Origin of the sequence: Paenibacillus chungangensis, assembly GCF_042675905.1 — a bacterium.
GTDB classification, from domain to species: domain Bacteria; phylum Bacillota; class Bacilli; order Paenibacillales; family Paenibacillaceae; genus Pristimantibacillus; species Pristimantibacillus chungangensis.
Map to the genome: position 1 here is coordinate 88,087 of NZ_JBHTJZ010000012.1, position 16,921 is coordinate 105,007.

At 45.8% G+C, this 16,921-nt stretch carries 13 protein-coding genes and 1 pseudogene; 10 read left to right on the forward strand and 4 right to left on the reverse strand.

What is annotated here, in order from left to right; all coding sequences use genetic code 11:
- Positions 1-12 precede the first annotated feature (12 nt).
- The 3 genes from ACFQ2I_RS11495 to ACFQ2I_RS11505 form a co-directional block, all read right to left on the reverse strand.
- Positions 13-1,026 (reverse strand): siderophore ABC transporter substrate-binding protein, encoded by a 1,014-nt coding sequence (locus ACFQ2I_RS11495; RefSeq protein WP_377564339.1) that lies wholly within the window; start codon positions 1,024-1,026, stop codon positions 13-15.
- Between the two features lie 497 nt (positions 1,027-1,523).
- Positions 1,524-3,197, reverse strand: a complete 1,674-nt coding sequence (locus tag ACFQ2I_RS11500; protein ID WP_377564341.1) for a methyl-accepting chemotaxis protein — start codon at positions 3,195-3,197, stop codon at positions 1,524-1,526.
- A gap of 72 nt (positions 3,198-3,269) precedes the next feature.
- Positions 3,270-4,316 (reverse strand): EAL domain-containing protein, encoded by a 1,047-nt coding sequence (locus ACFQ2I_RS11505; RefSeq protein WP_377564342.1) that lies wholly within the window; start codon positions 4,314-4,316, stop codon positions 3,270-3,272.
- Positions 4,317-4,498: 182 nt separating this feature from the next.
- Here ACFQ2I_RS11505 and ACFQ2I_RS11510 point away from each other — a divergent pair, with 182 nt between their 5' ends.
- The 10 genes and pseudogenes from ACFQ2I_RS11510 (at position 4,499) to ACFQ2I_RS11555 (ending at position 14,633) form a co-directional block, all read left to right on the forward strand.
- Positions 4,499-5,386: a sensor domain-containing diguanylate cyclase gene (locus tag ACFQ2I_RS11510; protein WP_377564343.1), complete on the forward strand. Its 888-nt coding sequence runs from the start codon at positions 4,499-4,501 to the stop codon at positions 5,384-5,386.
- Positions 5,387-5,534: 148 nt separating this feature from the next.
- Positions 5,535-5,978, forward strand: coding sequence for a MarR family winged helix-turn-helix transcriptional regulator (locus ACFQ2I_RS11515; protein WP_377564344.1), 444 nt, complete (start codon positions 5,535-5,537; stop codon positions 5,976-5,978).
- Positions 5,979-7,230: pseudogene (locus tag ACFQ2I_RS11520) on the forward strand (MFS transporter).
- 97 nt (positions 7,231-7,327) lie between these two features.
- On the forward strand, positions 7,328-9,760 hold the full coding sequence (gene ligD / locus ACFQ2I_RS11525; RefSeq protein WP_377564345.1) for a DNA ligase D: 2,433 nt from the start codon (positions 7,328-7,330) through the stop codon (positions 9,758-9,760).
- Positions 9,761-9,878: 118 nt separating this feature from the next.
- The gene (locus ACFQ2I_RS11530; protein WP_377564346.1) at positions 9,879-10,799 is read left to right on the forward strand and encodes an ABC transporter ATP-binding protein; all 921 of its coding nucleotides are present in this window, start codon (positions 9,879-9,881) and stop codon (positions 10,797-10,799) included.
- Positions 10,792-11,748 (forward strand): ABC transporter permease, encoded by a 957-nt coding sequence (locus tag ACFQ2I_RS11535; RefSeq protein WP_377564347.1) that lies wholly within the window; start codon positions 10,792-10,794, stop codon positions 11,746-11,748. Before ACFQ2I_RS11530 ends, ACFQ2I_RS11535 begins: the two co-directional genes overlap by 8 nt.
- 101 nt (positions 11,749-11,849) lie before the next feature.
- Positions 11,850-12,161, forward strand: a complete 312-nt coding sequence (locus ACFQ2I_RS11540) for an RNA polymerase alpha subunit C-terminal domain-containing protein (protein ID WP_377564348.1) — start codon at positions 11,850-11,852, stop codon at positions 12,159-12,161.
- Positions 12,162-12,301: 140 nt separating this feature from the next.
- Positions 12,302-13,228: a DUF2268 domain-containing protein gene (locus ACFQ2I_RS11545; protein WP_377564349.1), complete on the forward strand. Its 927-nt coding sequence runs from the start codon at positions 12,302-12,304 to the stop codon at positions 13,226-13,228.
- Entirely contained in the window at positions 13,203-14,003 is an 801-nt protein-coding gene (locus ACFQ2I_RS11550; protein ID WP_377564350.1) for a MerR family transcriptional regulator, read from the forward strand. The genes ACFQ2I_RS11545 and ACFQ2I_RS11550 overlap by 26 nt, the downstream gene beginning before the upstream one ends.
- Positions 14,004-14,060: 57 nt before the next feature.
- The gene (locus ACFQ2I_RS11555; RefSeq protein WP_377564351.1) at positions 14,061-14,633 is read left to right on the forward strand and encodes an SF0329 family protein; all 573 of its coding nucleotides are present in this window, start codon (positions 14,061-14,063) and stop codon (positions 14,631-14,633) included.
- Positions 14,634-14,690: 57 nt separating this feature from the next.
- Here ACFQ2I_RS11555 and ACFQ2I_RS11560 read toward each other — a convergent pair whose 3' ends face one another.
- Positions 14,691-16,730: a 5'-nucleotidase C-terminal domain-containing protein gene (locus ACFQ2I_RS11560; RefSeq protein ID WP_377564352.1), complete on the reverse strand. Its 2,040-nt coding sequence runs from the start codon at positions 16,728-16,730 to the stop codon at positions 14,691-14,693.
- Between the last annotated feature and the right edge of the window lie 191 nt (positions 16,731-16,921).

Consider the following 16,921-nt stretch of genomic DNA (forward strand, 5'->3'; position numbering starts at 1 on the left):
TACTCCTTTACTCTACTTCGCTAAGGATGTAGCAATGCTTTCAAATAATTCTAAAAAAGTTTGAATCGATTCATTTAAGTACGTGTCGGCAGGTGCATAAACAATCTGTCCTTTTGTAACAGCCGTTATGTTCTGTAGAGCAGGGGCGTTATCGATAACATCCTGAGCAGGGACTTTTTCAGTGATGCCGGATATAGGTGCGTCACGGTCCAGTACGAAAATCCAGTCAGGATTACTTTGTGCAATAGCTTCCACAGAAATTTCATCGCCTTGATCATGAGTAGAAGAATCGTCAACACCTAATGACGGAGTCCATCCGAAAATATCATACAATGGTCCCCAAACACGTCCAGTGTGAGGAGCTGAGAAGCCGATATTTCCACCGGAAACGATAACACTCATCACTTTATCCGTGCCATTGTATGCAGACTTGGCTTTTTCGATCGCTTGATCAAAGTCAGCCACCAATTGTTTGGCTTCTACGTTTTTATCAAAAATCTGTCCCAAAGTTATGGTCGTTTCTTTAAGTCCATTGACCAAATTTTCTCCAGGAGAAGCAGCTTCCTTAGATACGTCAACATTAAGATCAATAACGGCTGCATTTGGTACCAGCTTCTTGATGTCTTCATAATAATTAGTGAACCTTTGACCAACAATGACAAGTTCAGGGTTTACAGCTGCTATAATTTCAAGATTCGGTTCAGCATGATTCCCGATATTTTGAACGGATTCGTCAGTTACATAGGTTGAATCCGAAGTCATTACAGTCTTTGGAACAGCAGCTACCTTAACTCCCCAGCTAGCTAAAGTTTCAAACGTTCTATTGTCCAAGGCAACTATATTTTTGGGATTTACAGGAACAACAACCGTTCCATGCGCATCAGTAACTTCAACCGTTGCAGGTGGAGTTGGTTCATCAGCTTCCCCTTCATTCCCATTATTGCCAGCTATATTGCCTGAATTATTGCAAGCTGCCAACACCAACACTAAAATTGCCATAAAAATAGTTAATTTCAACCGTTTCATTTCTCGTACCCTCTCCCTTTAACTGATAATGATTATCGATACCAATTACCTGATAAAGTATATCAGGTCAAAAATAAAAAATCAACCCTCAATGACTCACCCAGGATTGGCGTTAACGTCTATTTACAAAACAAGGAGAAGGAGCAAGCGTAAGAGAGCAAGCGGCGGAATTTATGTGGAGAGACAGATATTGCAGCGTATTGGACCCGTATCAAATGGTCGATCATGATGCGGGTCGAGGATTGATAATTCGGAGGAAAACAACTATCGCAGAGTAGCGGAATGAAGTAAGAGCCAGACACTATAGAATGGGAAAGAGGAGAGTCGCCCTGAGCGGGGAGGCTCTCCTTGCTTGCATGCGATTGGAGACATGAAGATGATCATAGATGCGATGGGAGTATACCTTTACGCTGCCAAGGACACATTCATCTGATGGGCTATCTCCTGAATGAAGCAGATAAGCTCGGGTTCGTTTCTTTCTCTCGGGAAGAAGCTTCTCACACTTCAAAACGAAGCGCCATCTGCTCCAACTGCTCCGCCAATTCACTTAGCGAGCGACTAGAGGCGGCAATCTCCTTCATTGAAGCAAGCTGGTTTTGCATAACGTCGGCTACTTGCCTGGATTGTCCGAAGGAACGCTCAGCGATAACCGACAACTCTCCCACAGATGCCGCAATCTGCTGAGAGCCGGCCGACATCTCCTCCGTCGAGGCGGACACTTCTTGAAGCTGATGGGCAATTTTCACATTTGCCTTCAGGATCTCTTCAAAGGATAGACCGGCTTGTTCCATCACTTGCATGCCGTTCTCTACTTCCTTCGTGCCTTCATCCATCACGGATACGGCGAGTTTGCTGCCGCGCTGAATTTGGGTTAATATTTCCGCCACCTGTTCTGAAGCGGATTTGGTTTGATCCGCCAGTTTGCGGATTTCCTGTGCGACAACCGCGAACCCTTTCCCGTTCTCTCCCGCACGTGCCGCTTCAATACTAGCGTTTAATGCAAGCAGATTCGTTTGCTGCGTAATGTCGGCTATCGTTGTTACAATCTCGGATATTTGGGTAGAATGCTCGTTGAGTTCTTCAATCGTCTCTTTCGAGCGGCTGGCAGTATCGCCAATCGTGCGCATCTGTGCAATGGCTCGATCGATTCTCTCGAACCCTTGCTTCGCCTGCCTCTCCGCATCGACGGACAATTCAGCGACTGTCCCGGTCGTTTCTGCGACACGCTGAATTGCTTGTGCCATCTCTTCCATAGCGCGGGCTGTTTCAGTTGTGCTTTGTGACTGCTGCTCCGCCCCATTCGATATTTGCTGAATCGTGCTTGCGACGAGATTGGTAGAACTCGTATTTTCGTCCGCTGCGCTGGACAATTGCTCTGCCGAGGTAGCCACTGTTAGCGAAGCGTTCTGTACATTGCCAATTAGCGAGGCCAACTTGCTCCTCATTTGTTCGAACGCTTCGGACAATAAGCCAAACTCATCGTTGCCTGAAGAAGTAACAGGTCGGCTTAGATCTCCTGCGGCGATCATACGGCTGACGTTAACCAACTTGCGGATAGGAACTAATATCGCGCGAACAAGTCCATAGACAATCGCCAAACCTAATATAACAATTACACCGATTGACCATAGCTGCGACACGATCATGCTGCGAGTAGAAGTTTTGATCTCCGTAACAGCTTGAGTGATTTCCTCGATTTGTGACTGGCGAAGCGCATCGACTTTCGTGTTAATATCTACGGCCGTTTTATCGAATTCCCTCATGGTCTTGTTGCCTGCTGCCGTTCCGCCGGTTAAGTAATCGTCGGCCATTTTTTTGCCCATGTCATAATAAGCGCGGAAAGATTGTCGAATCTCTTCCAGATGCTCTTGATCAGCCGGGTTGATTGCCTCAAATTGATTGAGGTCCGTCTCAAAACGATTCGCGTGTTGCTCTGCTTCAGCAAGAGCTGCGTTGTCGAGAGTAGCGCCAACGTCTGTCAGAAACTGCTGAACCTGAACGACGGCCAGCTTCATATCGCTGGCTAATAAAGCGGATTGAAGCTTTCTCGATTCGACTTGTTCTACATTATCGAGCCCTTTGTTGGTATTTACATATTGAATCACAAATACAGTCATCATTACTGCAAAAATCAAACCGAACCCGATAAGAAGCTTGTTGCGAATTTTCATGTATGCCATCCTCCGTGATGTTGTAGCTTTATATCCTTATATGATGATAAAACAAACAATGACGTCAAAACGCTACCTATCAGCCAGAGGAGACGAGGAAGGCTTTCCTAATAAATAACCCTGAGCAAGTGAAACTTGTCGGGACTTGCAATAAGCAAGCTCCTCAGGACGTTCCATTCCTTCGGCTAACACCGTCGCTCCGAACGATTGCGCGCAAGTAATAATGTCACTAATCAGTTTTTGTTTATTATTATCTTGATCACAATAGCTGACTAAATCACGGTCTATCTTCACGTAATCAGGCTTTAGCTCTGCCAATACCTCCAAAGTGGAATAGCCTGCTCCTACATCATCGAGAGCTACTTGAATGCCGTGTTCCTGGTACACCTTAAATATGTTTTTTAAATGCGCGATATCAGATATTTTTTCAGTTTCCACAACCTCGAATACAAAATCGCTAGGATCCAGCTGAAAACGGTCAATGGCATGAAACGTATGACTTAAGCAATGGTTGGGGTTATAGATCGATGATGGTAAAAAGTTGATAAATCGTTTAATTCCCTTCTTGAGTACTAAGGCACTGGTTTCAATCGCCGAAATTCTGGCTGATCGATCAAGAAAAGAATGAAGGCCGCATTGTTGGGCAACCTCAAACAATTGATAGGGCTTAAAAGGGGGGTGCCCCTCAGCAGGGCGCAATAAAAACTCATACGCTACAATTTGCATGTTGTTGATATCAACGATCGGTTGCATATGACTTGCGAATTGATTATCGGAAATAATACGAACTAGATCGTAATGTTTCACGCGGGAGGCAATTGTCGCCAGTTGAAAACGCGATGATGGATGAACGGAGTCGCTTTCATCTTCGAATTCAATCTGTATTTCTGTTTGAACTTCCGAACTCAATTGTTCGATCAATAAATGCAAATATTCGAGCAGCTGCTCTCTGGATGTATAATGTAACGGAAGCTTGAGAGAATCTGAGCTTTCGGCAAGCCATTGATTTTGCATGAAAATCTTGTTCAGTTGCAGTTGAGAAGTCAGACTGCGGGTTATGATCCATATAATTCCTTTATCTTGAATAGGCAAGACTTTGTCACAGCTTTGACATTTCATCGTAACACCCCAATATTCGCCATTTTATATGAAAGAATAAGACAATTGTAACATAAAGAAACCGGAACAATAAGGAGTTTTGACGGTTAATGGTTGCTGTAGAAGGTAAATCGTAAGTTGTGTCGAAATATGTCAGTTATAACAAGAAGAATCTCGTTTTGTATGTATGAGAGGATGTCATTATGGAAAATGGAATCAGTAGAGCCATTTTGGATTCCCTTCGTGATCAGCTATGTTTAATAGACCCATCTGGAAAAATTATATTTGTGAATCAAGCGTGGATAAACGCTGCTCTGAACAATGGCGGAGATTTGGAAAGTTGTGGAATAGGCGCAAACTATTTGGAGGTTTGCAAAGAGGAAGAGGAGATTCATACGGGAATCTCCTCGGTTTTATCGAGGGAAAGCGATTACTTTGCTAATGAATACCCCTGTCATACTCCCGACACGCAAAGATGGTTTTATATGCAAGTTGCTCCATTGTATACGAACGATCAGGGAATGAAAGGCGCCGTTATTTGGCATGTCGACATTACCGAGAAGAAGCTATTGGAAAATAAACTGAAAATGTATGCCGTGACAGATCCCTTAACATCGTTATACAATCGGAGATTTTTTGACCAAAAGCTGAAGAAAGAGATGCTCCGCGCCAAGCGTCGTAAGCGACTTATGTCGATTCTTTTAGTTGATATTGATCATTTCAAAGAAATTAATGATACCTTTGGTCATTCGATCGGAGATCATGCCTTAAGAGAATTATCATTTCTAATGCTTGAAGTAACAAAAGAATGTGGTATTTGCGCCCGTTTGGGAGGGGATGAATTTGCCATCCTCTTGCCTGAACGCAATGCGTCCGATCTGTCTATTATTGCGGAGACATTGCTTAACCGAATTCGAAGGCTAACGATTAGAGCAGGCAAAGAAACGCTTCACATCAGTGTATCTATTGGGGGGACAAGCTTCAAGGGAGACATGAACAAAAAGCAAGTGGTGGAGACAGCGGACGAAGCATTGTATACCGCCAAGCGCAGGGGCAAAAATCAAGTCGTTATCGTTGACCTTAATTCATAAACTGCTCATAATTAGAGAGATGTCAGTTGACCCCTTAAATCCCTTTACAATAACTTGACATATTATTGTATAGGGATTTATACTAACTAATACTTTGATCATTAAAATTTTCAATTGTTAAACTAACTACGGGAGAGGGGCGAGTTTATTGAATGAGAAGCTTTTCTCACAGTTCGAGATGTCATTCTGGCAATTATCCAGAAATATGGGCTATGTATGGAATGAGATATTCGAGAAGCGACTTCCGGGATCACAGTCTTACATTCTTTATGTGCTGGAACAAGGCGGTCCCAAGAGAATGTCTGAATTAGCTGATTCCATTTGTCTGACGCCAGGCGCGGTTACGGTGGCTTCCGATAAGTTAATGAATCAAGGGTTTATCGAACGAATAAGAGATGAGGCAGACCGTAGAATCGTTCATGTGAAAATAACAGAAAAAGGCGAGGAAGCGCTAAAAGAAATGCGAAGCGAAGGAAAAGACGTAATGAGACAGGTATTCTATCATTTGTCCGAACCGGAATTAGAGTGTTTGGTAGACGTCTTTGAGGAAGCGAATCATAATCTGAAAAGAATCAGGAAAGGAAATGTTTGAATGACCCATCTGACTGAAAAGAAAAAAGTTACGATTATGATTGCGATTATGGTGGCTATGTTTTTCTCTGCTATCAACCAAACAATAATTGGTGTTGCTATGCCAAGAATTATCGCGAAGCTTGGCGGTATGGACTATTACACCTGGGTGATCACCATTTATTTGCTGACAATGGCTGTGGCAACCATTCTCGTCGGTAAGCTTTCCGATATCTATGGACGGAAGCCATTTATTCTTGCAGGAGTTGGTTTGTTTATGGCGGGAGCATTTTTGTCCGGTTTCTCTACTACTATTTTTGGGCTTATTATTTTTAGAGCCATTACCGGCTTTGGCGCCGGTATCATAATGTCAACGGCCTTTACAGCTATAGGCGATTTGTATATGCATAACAGAATTGAAAGTGAAGACACCTATACTTCCTTTATCTTTATTTAAGAATGGCATTGTGACATTTTCTAATCTAGCGGGTTTCTTCCTTGGCGCTGGAATGATGGGCGTTATGATTTATGCTCCATTCTTCATTCAAGGCGTCTATGGACTCTCTCCAAGTATATCGGGATATATTATGATGCCTATGTCCATTGCGATGGTATTCGCCACGGCTTTTGCCGGACAGTTCATGACTAAAACGGGTAAATATAAAGGATTAGCTGTTGCAGGGTTAGTTGTCATGACCACAGGTGCTATTCTGCTTCACTTTATCGCACCGGATACTCCTGTATATCTCCTCATTATTTATTTATGTATTGTTGGAATAGGACTGGGAGTGAGCATGCCTGTGTTCTCGCTCATTGCGCAAAATGCGGTCTCATTAAGTCAATTAGGTGTAGCTTCCGCCTCATCGCAGCTGTTCCGTTCCTTAGGGAGTACAATGGGCATCGGAGTGCTAGGCTCCATCATGAGCTCGCGCATGGCAGCAAAAATGACAGAAAGGTTTGCGGGGGGAACAGCCAGCGGACAGTCAGCTCTGAGTGGTGAACAAGCCGAGCAGCTGGGCGAACTGATGAGTCCGCAAATTCTGCTGGATCAACCGCATCTGCAGGAAGTATTAAATGGCATGCCTAAAGACTTGCAGCAAGTGGCAGAACAAACGGTGACAAGCGTAAGAATGGTGTTTAGCGAAGCGTTAACAACTGTTTTTTTGGCATGTGCCATTATAGTCATGGCAGCCATCCTCTTTACCTTATTTATTCGGGTTATACCGCTTGTATCAGCAAGTGACAAAGCCAAGGGCGCTCATGGAAAAAGCTAATGAGAAAATGAAATTGCGCTTTCGGAATAGGAACGAACCAATTGGAAACCATATCCTTGTGTCATTTGATAATGGATAAGGGAAACGGCGTGATGGCATGACGAAGAAATTGGGCGAATACAACCAAAAACGGAATTTCCATAAAACGTTGGAGCCGGAAGGGAAATTAGCAGCTTCGGAAGAAGGCTTGAAATTCGTCGTCCAACATCATATGGCGAGAAGAGAACACTACGACTTGCGTCTGGAGTGGGAGGGCGTTCTTCTAAGCTGGGCGGTGCCTAAGGGCCCCTCCTATAATCCTCATGACAGACGGCTGGCCGTCATGGTGGAGGATCACCCGCTGGACTACAGAAACTTCGAAGGAACAATACCCAAGGGACAATACGGCGGCGGCGTGGTCATGCTGTGGGATGAAGGCATCTGGGAACCATATGGTGACGTGGAGAAAGGGCTTCTGAAAGGCGAACTGAAGTTTGTGTTGAGAGGGAAGCGGCTTCGGGGGAAGTGGGTATTGATCCGCTGGCAAGCGAAATCCGGCGATGAGAAGGATAACTGGTTGCTCATGAAGGAAAGGGACGAGTATGTTCAAACGGATGACGGGATATCGGGATTCCGAACGAGTATCAGAACCGGACGCACCATGGTGGAGATCGAAGTGGGGGAAGAGGAGAAATTCGCAAGAAATCCCTTCAGCAAAGTCGAAGCGCAGCTAGCCAAATCCGTTCAAGCGATACCCAGGGGCGACGATTGGTTATACGAGATGAAATATGACGGTTATAGAATGATTGCGTTCGTGGAGGGCAACGATGTTCGGCTGTTAACCAGGAACGGCAATGATTATGCCAAGCGGTTCTATGACATTGCCTCCGCTCTCGTTGACCTTGCAGCCGGAAGGGCGATGGTGCTGGATGGCGAAGTTGCCATTACGGATGAGTCGGGCAAGACGGACTTTCAAGCTCTGCAGAACTATTTCAAAAATCCAAAAGCTCGGAATCTGACCTATATCGTCTTCGATCTGCTTGCGCTGGATGGTGAAGACCTTCGGGGGAAACCACTAACGGACAGGAAAGAACGGCTTGAGGCGTTGCTGCAAAATGCTCCGGGCAACCTTTATTATAGCCGTCATATTAGAGGAAGAGGGAAAGAAAGCTTCGCTGCAGCCTGCGAAGCGAGCATGGAGGGGATAATCGGTAAAAAGGCGGATTCCGCCTATAGCGGCACGAGGACCGGTGATTGGATCAAACTGAAATGCGATCGAAGGCAAGAATTCGTCATCGGAGGATATGCTCTGTCCGACAAAAAAACGAACGGAATAAGCTCTCTGCTCCTTGGCGTCTATGAAGATGGGGAATTGGTCTACGCCGGACGTGTCGGTACAGGGATTGGCGAGGCTGACAGGAAGCTGCTTGAGAAGAAATTCGAGAAATTAAAGAGAAAGACTCCGCCTTTTAAAGTTGCTCCCAAGTCTAGACCGAAAGAAAAGCTTACCTGGCTTGAGCCTGAGGTGGTGGCGGAAATCAAGTTCGCCGAATGGACGAAGGAGCATCAGTTAAGGCAAGCCAGCTTCAAAGGATTAAGAACGGATAAAAAAGCGAGCGAAGTGAAAAAGGAAGTAGAGGTGGAGATCATTCAGCCTGAATCTCCCGCCGCAGAAGAGGAGAGGAAAGTAGTCGCCATCTCTAACAGCATAGTCATCGAAGGCATTCCGATTACGAACCCGGACAAGGTGCTGTTCGTTGACCCTGACATTACAAAAGAAGACGTGATCCGGTATTATGCCAAGGTCGCGGGACATATGCTGCCTTATGCAAGTCGCAGAATTCTCACGCTTGTACGATGTCCCAAGGGAATATCGCAGACTTGCTTCTATAAGAAGCATCCCGGACCTGACAACAAGGGAATTGTCACTATACCGATTACGACTGGCAGTGGGAAGAGGGAAGACTACTTCTATATCGAGAATTCGTCGGGGTTTATAGCGGAAGCGCAAATGGGCACGCTGGAATTTCATATATGGGGGAGCCGCATCGACGAGCTGGAAAAGCCCGATATGATGGTATTCGATCTCGACCCGGATGAAGGAATGGACCTTGACAGAGTGCGACAGGGGGCGAGGGATATGAAGAGCGTACTTGACGAGCTCTCTCTGCGTACCTACCTTAAGACGAGCGGGGGTAAAGGCTATCATGTCGTTGTCCCTTTCCAACCGGCGATGAGCTGGGATCAGTTCCATGACTTTGCCAGGAGGGTTGCTGGGGTGATGGAGCAGAAGTGGCCTGACCGTTACACCAGCAATGTGAGAAAGGCTAATCGCGCCGGCAAAATATTCATTGACTGGATTCGCAACGGCAGAGGCGCGACAAGCATCGCCCCCTATTCCATAAGAGCGAGAAAAGGAGGCAAGGTATCTATGCCTATCTCATGGGACGAACTGGACACGGTTGCTCCCGACGGCATCAGCATGGCGGATGCGCTTTTGAGAATCGGTGGCAGCGCGGATCCTTGGCAAGATTTTTTTCGTGATCGCTAATTCATCATAGCTTTGAAAACCAGACCTCGGGAGGGCTTAGTCCTTGACCGAGGTCTATTCTGTATGCTCCCGCCTTGCGGTATAGTTCTATTGAACAATCCAGTTGGGGGGAAATACCATGACGAAATCAGTGCTGGAGCTTCGCGATGTGACCAAATCGATCGGCAGTCGCAAGCTCGTTGACCAGCTGTCCTTCGAGGTCCAGGCAGGGGAAGTATTCGGCTTCCTGGGACCGAACGGGGCAGGCAAGACAACGACCATTCGAATGATCGTCGGATTGATTGCAATGAGCAAGGGGGAAATTAGCATTAAAGGGGTCTCCTTGCGCAAGCAATTCGAACTGGCGATGACCCATGTCGGGGCCATTGTTGAAAATCCGGAAATGTATAAGTTCATGTCGGGTTACGATAATCTCGTTCACTTCGCAAGACGCCACAACGGCGTAACGAAGCAACGAATCGACGAGGTCGTGCAACTGCTCGGCCTGCAGAATCGGATTCACGAGAAGGTGAAGCGATACTCGCTCGGCATGCGCCAGCGACTGGGCGTAGCGCAAGCGATCCTCCATCGTCCGTCGCTGTTAATTCTCGACGAGCCGACGAACGGACTGGACCCCGCGGGCATCCGCGAGCTGCGTGATTATCTGCGCATGCTGGCGAAGGAAGAGGGGCTCGCTGTCATCGTATCATCACACTTGCTATCCGAGATGGAGCTGATGTGTGATCGAATCGCCATCATTCAGAGCGGGAAGCTGATGGACGTTCGATCGCTGCATGAAGCGCGCGGTCAGGCGCAGAGTAAGATCCTGCTGGAAGTGAAGGACGCGTCTGCCGTCCAGCTTCTGCTCACCCAGACCTATGAGAAGATGCCGATCGCGATCCATGGAGGACAGCTGGAGCTTGCCGCGGAGGCCGCCCGCATCCCCGATATCGTGAAGCTGCTCGTTCAGTCAGGTGTAGACGTCATGGGCATCCATGCCGTTCGGCAAACCTTGGAAGAGCAATTCCTTGAAGTGACAGGAGGCGAGATGATTGTCTAATTTCATAGGACTAATTCGGAACGAAAATATGAAAATCTACCGCAGGCCGAGGACATGGGTGTTGATTGCGTTGCTGCTGATGGCTGTCGCGCTCATGAGCGGCGTGATGAAATGGGAGGAGAATCGAACCGATCAGACCGGCTGGGAGCAGCGTGTAAGCAGCTACGTTGAAGGGCTGCAGCAATATTTGGCGGAGCAGGGGGAGGTTGGCGAGGAAGAGAGGTCCATGCTGGAGAACGAGATCACGCTGAACCAATATTATTTGGAGCACGAAATCAATCCCTTCGCGTTGACGCACTGGGAATACGTACAAAATTCAGCCGGATTGATCATTCTGGTCACACTGCTCACGGTCATTATCGCAGCCGATATGGTTGCGGCGGAATTCACATGGGGAACGATCAAGCTGCTGTTAGTCGGTCCTGCATCGCGAACGAAAATACTGTTGAGCAAATATGCGGTGACCTTAACGTTCGCATTGACACTGCTCTTGCTCTGCTTCGCTTCCGCATACTTGGCGGGCGGCATCCTGGAAGGCTTCGCGTCAAGCAGCGAGCCGCGAATAGCAGTTGATGCCAGCGGCATCGTGCAAGAGGGCTCCATGCTGGCGCATGTGCTGCAAACTTACGGCTACTCCGTCGTATCGCTTGTCATGTATGTGACAATGGCCTTCATGATATCAGCCGCGTTCCGGAGTTCTTCGATGGCCATTGCGTTCTCACTTCTGTTCATGCTGCTTGGCACTACGTTGTCTGCTATGCTCAGCAAGTTTGAATGGTCCAAATATTTGCTGTTCTCCAATATTGATCTGACCAACTATCTGGAGGGCGGTACGCCGTTGCGGCCGGAGATGACGCTGTCGTTCTCCATCACCATGCTTCTGTTGTATTATGTAGTCTTCCAAGTAACAGCGTGGCTGCTGTTCACCAAACGCGACGTTGCCGCTTGACCCTTTTTGCATGAACTGAAGTATTGCAACGATAGGAATTGGATGGCTTGTAATAGTGGTATAATAATAGCAATTGATGACGGAAAGGATGGTATGCAGTTATGACAGTCTCGAATAAAACATTGAGAGTTTGTGAAAAAGGTCATCGCTACTATAAAAGCAGCGATTGTCCGACCTGTCCGGTCTGCGAACAGGATAGGAAGCCAAAATCCGGCTTTCTATCGCAATTGTCCAATCCTGCCCGGCGCGCATTGGAGCATGAAGGCATTGCGACTCTGCAGAAGCTCTCAGAATATACTGAGCGCGACATTCTGCGCTTGCATGGAATAGGTCCCAGTTCAATGCCCAAGCTGCGAGAGGCGCTGCAGTCGCAAGGCTTGTCGTTCCAATCCGCGAATAAAGGCACACCTTGATATAGAACGAAGAGATTCTGTGAGAGTAGGGAGATGGATCGGGTGAAGACGTTGAGCGAATCGGCATCTTTTTTCATCTTGACTACTACGTTGCGTCATAGTGCATAATTCTCGCTATAAGCCATTTAGGAGGAGAAGCTATGAACATACGTACCCTGCGCTCAGATCATATTTATCGAAAGGTTGCACAAGCGCCGCATGAGGAAAAGGTAGAATTATTTAGACAAGAAATGCTGGCCCCCTTTATGAAGAAGTGGGAGATACAGCAAATTCCTTTTAAAGCCGAAGAACCGCAAGGATTTGATGTGATGATGTTGAATAATATCATGAACCTCCCTCCAAACCAGGTTACAGATCAAGTTTCAAAAGAAATAGAACTCATTTCGTCCGACTCTTTTTGGTCAGCATGTGAAGAGGCTATAACGAAAAGCTTGCATGCTTTCCCAGAGCACGGAGTGAAGCTTTCCGTAACCGACTACTTATTCACCATTCAATTAGGGAATCCAGAAAGTCCCTCATTACGGTTAAGCGAAGGGTATAGCGGAGATGGCGGTATTCCAGGGTATATATTCGGTACGCTTGTGCCCAATGCCTATACGATACCTCGAATGAAGGCGGCTTTGGCGCATGAATGCAACCATAATGTCCGGTATCAATTTATTCAGTGGGACCATACCGTCACCTTAGGCGAATTAATCGTTAGTGAGGGATTAGCGGAGAACTTTGCTACTATGATGTATGGGGAAGAATTGCTCGGCCCGTGGGTTGCGAAAACAAATGCAGAAACGCTTAACAAGCGGATTAAACCCGTCATAAAGGAACAACTCCAAATAACTGGATTCCATAAAATTGCGCCGTATCTCTATGGAGACGAAATAGCAATACTTCAAAACTTTGAACCCGTTCATATGCCTTATAGTGCTGGCTACGCCTGCGGTTATTATTTGATCCAGTACTACTTAGAAAAAACAGGGAGATCGATCTTTGAAGCGACAATTACCCCTGCCGAGCACATATTAAATGAAACAAAAGGATTCTGGGATGAAGAAACCATTATTAGCTGTTAAAGATATCGTTCAAATTACAGGCATTACAACTAGAACCTTGCATTATTACGATAAAATCAATTTATTTAAGCCGACTTTCTTTACGGAGAAAGGGTATCGTCTCTACGATCGAAGCAGTTTGGAGAAGCTTCAAACCATTTTGTTTTTGAAGGAAATGGACTTTTCCTTAAAGGAAATTGCAGATATTGTGAAGCTGACTAAACAGGAACAGAAGCAGATATTAAGAAAGCATAGCCAGACTTTACTCTCAAGGAAACAAAAATTAGAAGCCATCATGTCTTCTTTGGATGAATATGTATCGGGGAAGGATATTTACAACTTGCAAATTTTCAATGATTCATCCGTATTGCCAATACAAGAGCAATATGCGAATGAAGCGAGATTCATCTATGGCGAGACTGAGGAATATAAAGCCTTCGAGGGTAAGCTGAAAGAGCTTACGCCTGATGAGCAAGCCAAGCTTTTCTCTGAATTTCAACAACACATGGAAGAGGTATTGGGGAAGATTGCTTCCTGTATGCATCTGCCCCCTTCCTCCGATGACGTACAGCAACTAGTCGCAGAATGGAGAAGGTGCCTTGAGCTTACGATGACCTGTAATGTTGAGCTGTTAGCCTGTATTGCACACACCTATAAAAGCGATTTGCGATTCAAAAATTATATGAACCAATTCACCGATAAAGATTTCGCAGATTATTTATATAGCGCCATCATGCACTATATTGACCGGCTGTCAGGCGACATCGATCCGGCTGGCTGGAATTATACATTGTGAATCTATGAGGAAAGTGTGGTAATGTTATAGCGAGGATTGAGAACATAGGAGGCATACATGTCCTGGAGCAAATTGAAGCAACAGCTGGAGAGCTTTCTCTGTCCTGCGTTAGTTGGAACGTACGAATATCGCTCAACGAGCTATCGTTATGTATCTGACAAAGCAGGGCAATGCTATATTTCGGTAGATAAGAAGAACATCCTTAACATGAGTGATGCCGCGAAATGGATTAGATGGTATGGGACGGAGCTGGAAATAAAAAATGATCCCACCATCCAAGTTCCTGTCACCGATGAAGACCTTGAGCTCGTCAGAGGGGAGATCAAGGGAAATGTTCCGGAGGATCGTCTGGAAGTTATCGCAAGAGGCAGGAAAAAATCCGAACTTGCAAAGAAGCTGTGGTTGGCGCAGTCAGAATTAAGCAAGTCCAATTTCACCGATGTTGCGACTCGTTTTTTATCTACTTCCATAGATGAAAGCATCGAGAGCAATCACATCTTGTTGAATGTTCTTGCGTTGGTGGACAGGCGAGTGGGGAAGAAGCGGATTTTGAACATGAGCGAGAAGATTAAGCTGAAGCATCCCGTCGTACAGTATTTTTATGAGCTGAGGCTCAGTACTTACCGATAATCATCCTGGAAATAAAAAATGCCGCTCCTCCCATGAGGGAAGAACGGCATTTTTTATTTACGGCAGTACGATCACTTGTCCTGGATAAATGAAGCTAGGATGTTTAATGATATCCTTGTTTAAGGCATAGATTTGTTTCCAAAGCGCTCCGTTGTTTAATGTTTTCTTAGCAATACTATAGAGCGTATCTCCCTTTACAATCGTATACGTTTTAACTTCTTCTGTTGTTTCCTGGGACTCGCCATCAGGAGTTGCTTCGGTTGATTCCGATCCTTCCGATCCTTCGGATTGTTCAGCTTGCCATTCTTTTACCGATTTGATAGAGTAGCTGTCCGCACTCGGTTTAACAAGCTCTCCGCCATTAAGCTGCTTTGTAAATAACTCAACAAGCGGTACGGCATATGCAATGTGAGTTTCCTCTTTTACACTAGAGTCCCTCTGTACAGCCTTTTCAAACGTAACATAGCCGTCTTTGCCCAGAGCTGTAAAGGAGTTTGTCGCTACAACATAGGTTTGATTCATGTCGATGGGAGACCATTCGCCTGTTTCTCTATCTTTGACTTCTACGTTATATACACTCTTGACGTCTTCTGGTGCATTCAAGTAAACGTCATATCGCAGATGAGATGCGTAAGGAAATGCGCCTGTTGACTGTGTGATGCCCTGCGAGTAACGGATGGCGTCATCCAGAACGTTGATTACTTCTTCGCCAGTTATTTTAAGAGTAGTCACTGTATTGGAGAACGGCAACATGGTGTAGGCATCCGCCATTGTGAAATCGCCCTGTAAAAAGGTGGACCTTACGCCGCCGGCGTTCTGAATCGCAAGGTCAGCATGCGGCAAGCCGTATAAGAAGGAATCGGCAACAGCTTGTGCTGCAAAGCTTCCGTTTGCATCTTTCGTGTCTATAAAAGGCTTAGGGATCCGCTCATTGGTCAATGTTTCTTTCACAGTGCCGATAACCGTTGCCATTTCAGCCTCTACCGCTTCCCGATAAGGTTCAATGATTTCCTCTACAACAGGATTGATAGTGCCCTCTACCAATACATTGCTTTCTGCAATCGTATCTTTGATTTTGGCCAATGCAGTCTCATCCGCCTCAACCCACTTACTGTCTACATGAATTTGATAAGGGCCGCTAACGGGAGCAATGGGATTCCCTTCTGCGCTGATCACTTCGCCTTTCTGATCGAATTTCAGATCAATTTTGCCCAATACCTTCGCATATTCCCATGCTTGAACAATATAAGTGTCTTTACCGTCTGCGTTTTTAACAATCGTCGGATATTCGCCGCTCACAGGCAAGCCAAGCTCTTTCATTTCACCCGAAGAGTCAAGCAAGTTGTGTGTATCTCCGCCGATGATCAAGTCGATGTCGCTTGTTTCAGCTGCCAGAACCTGATCGAAGTCATAACCCAAGTGGCTCAGCACCAGGATTTTATTGATGCCTTGCTCCTTTACTTCTTCAACGGCAGACTTTACAAATTCGATTTCTTTAATAAAGTCCACATCATCGCTAACAAGAGAGGATTCCTTCGTTTTTTCAATCTTTACAACGCCGATGATCGCAACCTTCTCGCCGTTTACTTCTTTAATCATGTAAGGATTGTTCAGTTTTCCATAGAGCGGCGATTTCTCATTCGGTTTAATATTGCCCGATAGAATCGGGAAGGTTGCCATATCGTACAAGTCGGCAAGACGCTGGTCGCCCTCATCGAACTCATGGTTCCCGACCATGTAAGCATCAGGCTGCAAGGCATTTAACACCTTTATGTCCGTTTCGCCCTTGTAGAGGCTGAAATATAGTGTGCCGTTCACTTCGCCGCTTTGCAAATACAAGGAGTGGTCGTTTTTGTTTTCATTTATTAACGAGGATATGTAAGACATTCCGCCTAACTCCAAGCGCACTTTTTCGCCTTCTTGTGCATCGTCATAATCTAAGCTTACATCGTAAGTTTGACTTTCCAAGTGCGAATGGTGGTCGTTCAAGTGCATGATGGTGAGATCAAAAGATTCGGAGGCAAGTGCAGCTGGGGGGCTGCTTAGAGAAGAAATCAATATTGCTGCTACGCCCAGACCAACCCATTTTCTTTTCAAAATAATTCTCTCCTTTATGTTGGGATAAGTTTTATTATGGGACCGGATTATTATTGAGACATAAAATGCAGATGAATATTATGTAAAATACAACTTGACGTTTGATAGCTTTGCGCTTAATATGATTGTGTATTCATGGGGTATTTGTTGTTTTTTATTGGTTTCTATTGAGGCCTACGCATGTGTTTTAA

Excerpts from the sequence above, each read along its gene's own strand:
- ACFQ2I_RS11555 (WP_377564351.1), top strand. The coding sequence starts at position 14,061 with ATGTCCTGGAGCAAATTGAAGCAACAGCTGGAGAGCTTTCTCTGTCCT.
- ACFQ2I_RS11495 (WP_377564339.1), bottom strand. The coding sequence starts at position 1,026 with ATGAAACGGTTGAAATTAACTATTTTTATGGCAATTTTAGTGTTGGTG.
- ACFQ2I_RS11510 (WP_377564343.1), top strand. The coding sequence starts at position 4,499 with ATGGAAAATGGAATCAGTAGAGCCATTTTGGATTCCCTTCGTGATCAG.
- ACFQ2I_RS11550 (WP_377564350.1), top strand. The coding sequence starts at position 13,203 with ATGAAGAAACCATTATTAGCTGTTAAAGATATCGTTCAAATTACAGGC.
- ACFQ2I_RS11540 (WP_377564348.1), top strand. The coding sequence starts at position 11,850 with ATGACAGTCTCGAATAAAACATTGAGAGTTTGTGAAAAAGGTCATCGC.
- ACFQ2I_RS11500 (WP_377564341.1), bottom strand. The coding sequence starts at position 3,197 with ATGAAAATTCGCAACAAGCTTCTTATCGGGTTCGGTTTGATTTTTGCA.
- ACFQ2I_RS11530 (WP_377564346.1), top strand. The coding sequence starts at position 9,879 with ATGACGAAATCAGTGCTGGAGCTTCGCGATGTGACCAAATCGATCGGC.
- ACFQ2I_RS11545 (WP_377564349.1), top strand. The coding sequence starts at position 12,302 with ATGAACATACGTACCCTGCGCTCAGATCATATTTATCGAAAGGTTGCA.
- ACFQ2I_RS11505 (WP_377564342.1), bottom strand. The coding sequence starts at position 4,316 with ATGAAATGTCAAAGCTGTGACAAAGTCTTGCCTATTCAAGATAAAGGA.
- ligD (WP_377564345.1), top strand. The coding sequence starts at position 7,328 with ATGACGAAGAAATTGGGCGAATACAACCAAAAACGGAATTTCCATAAA.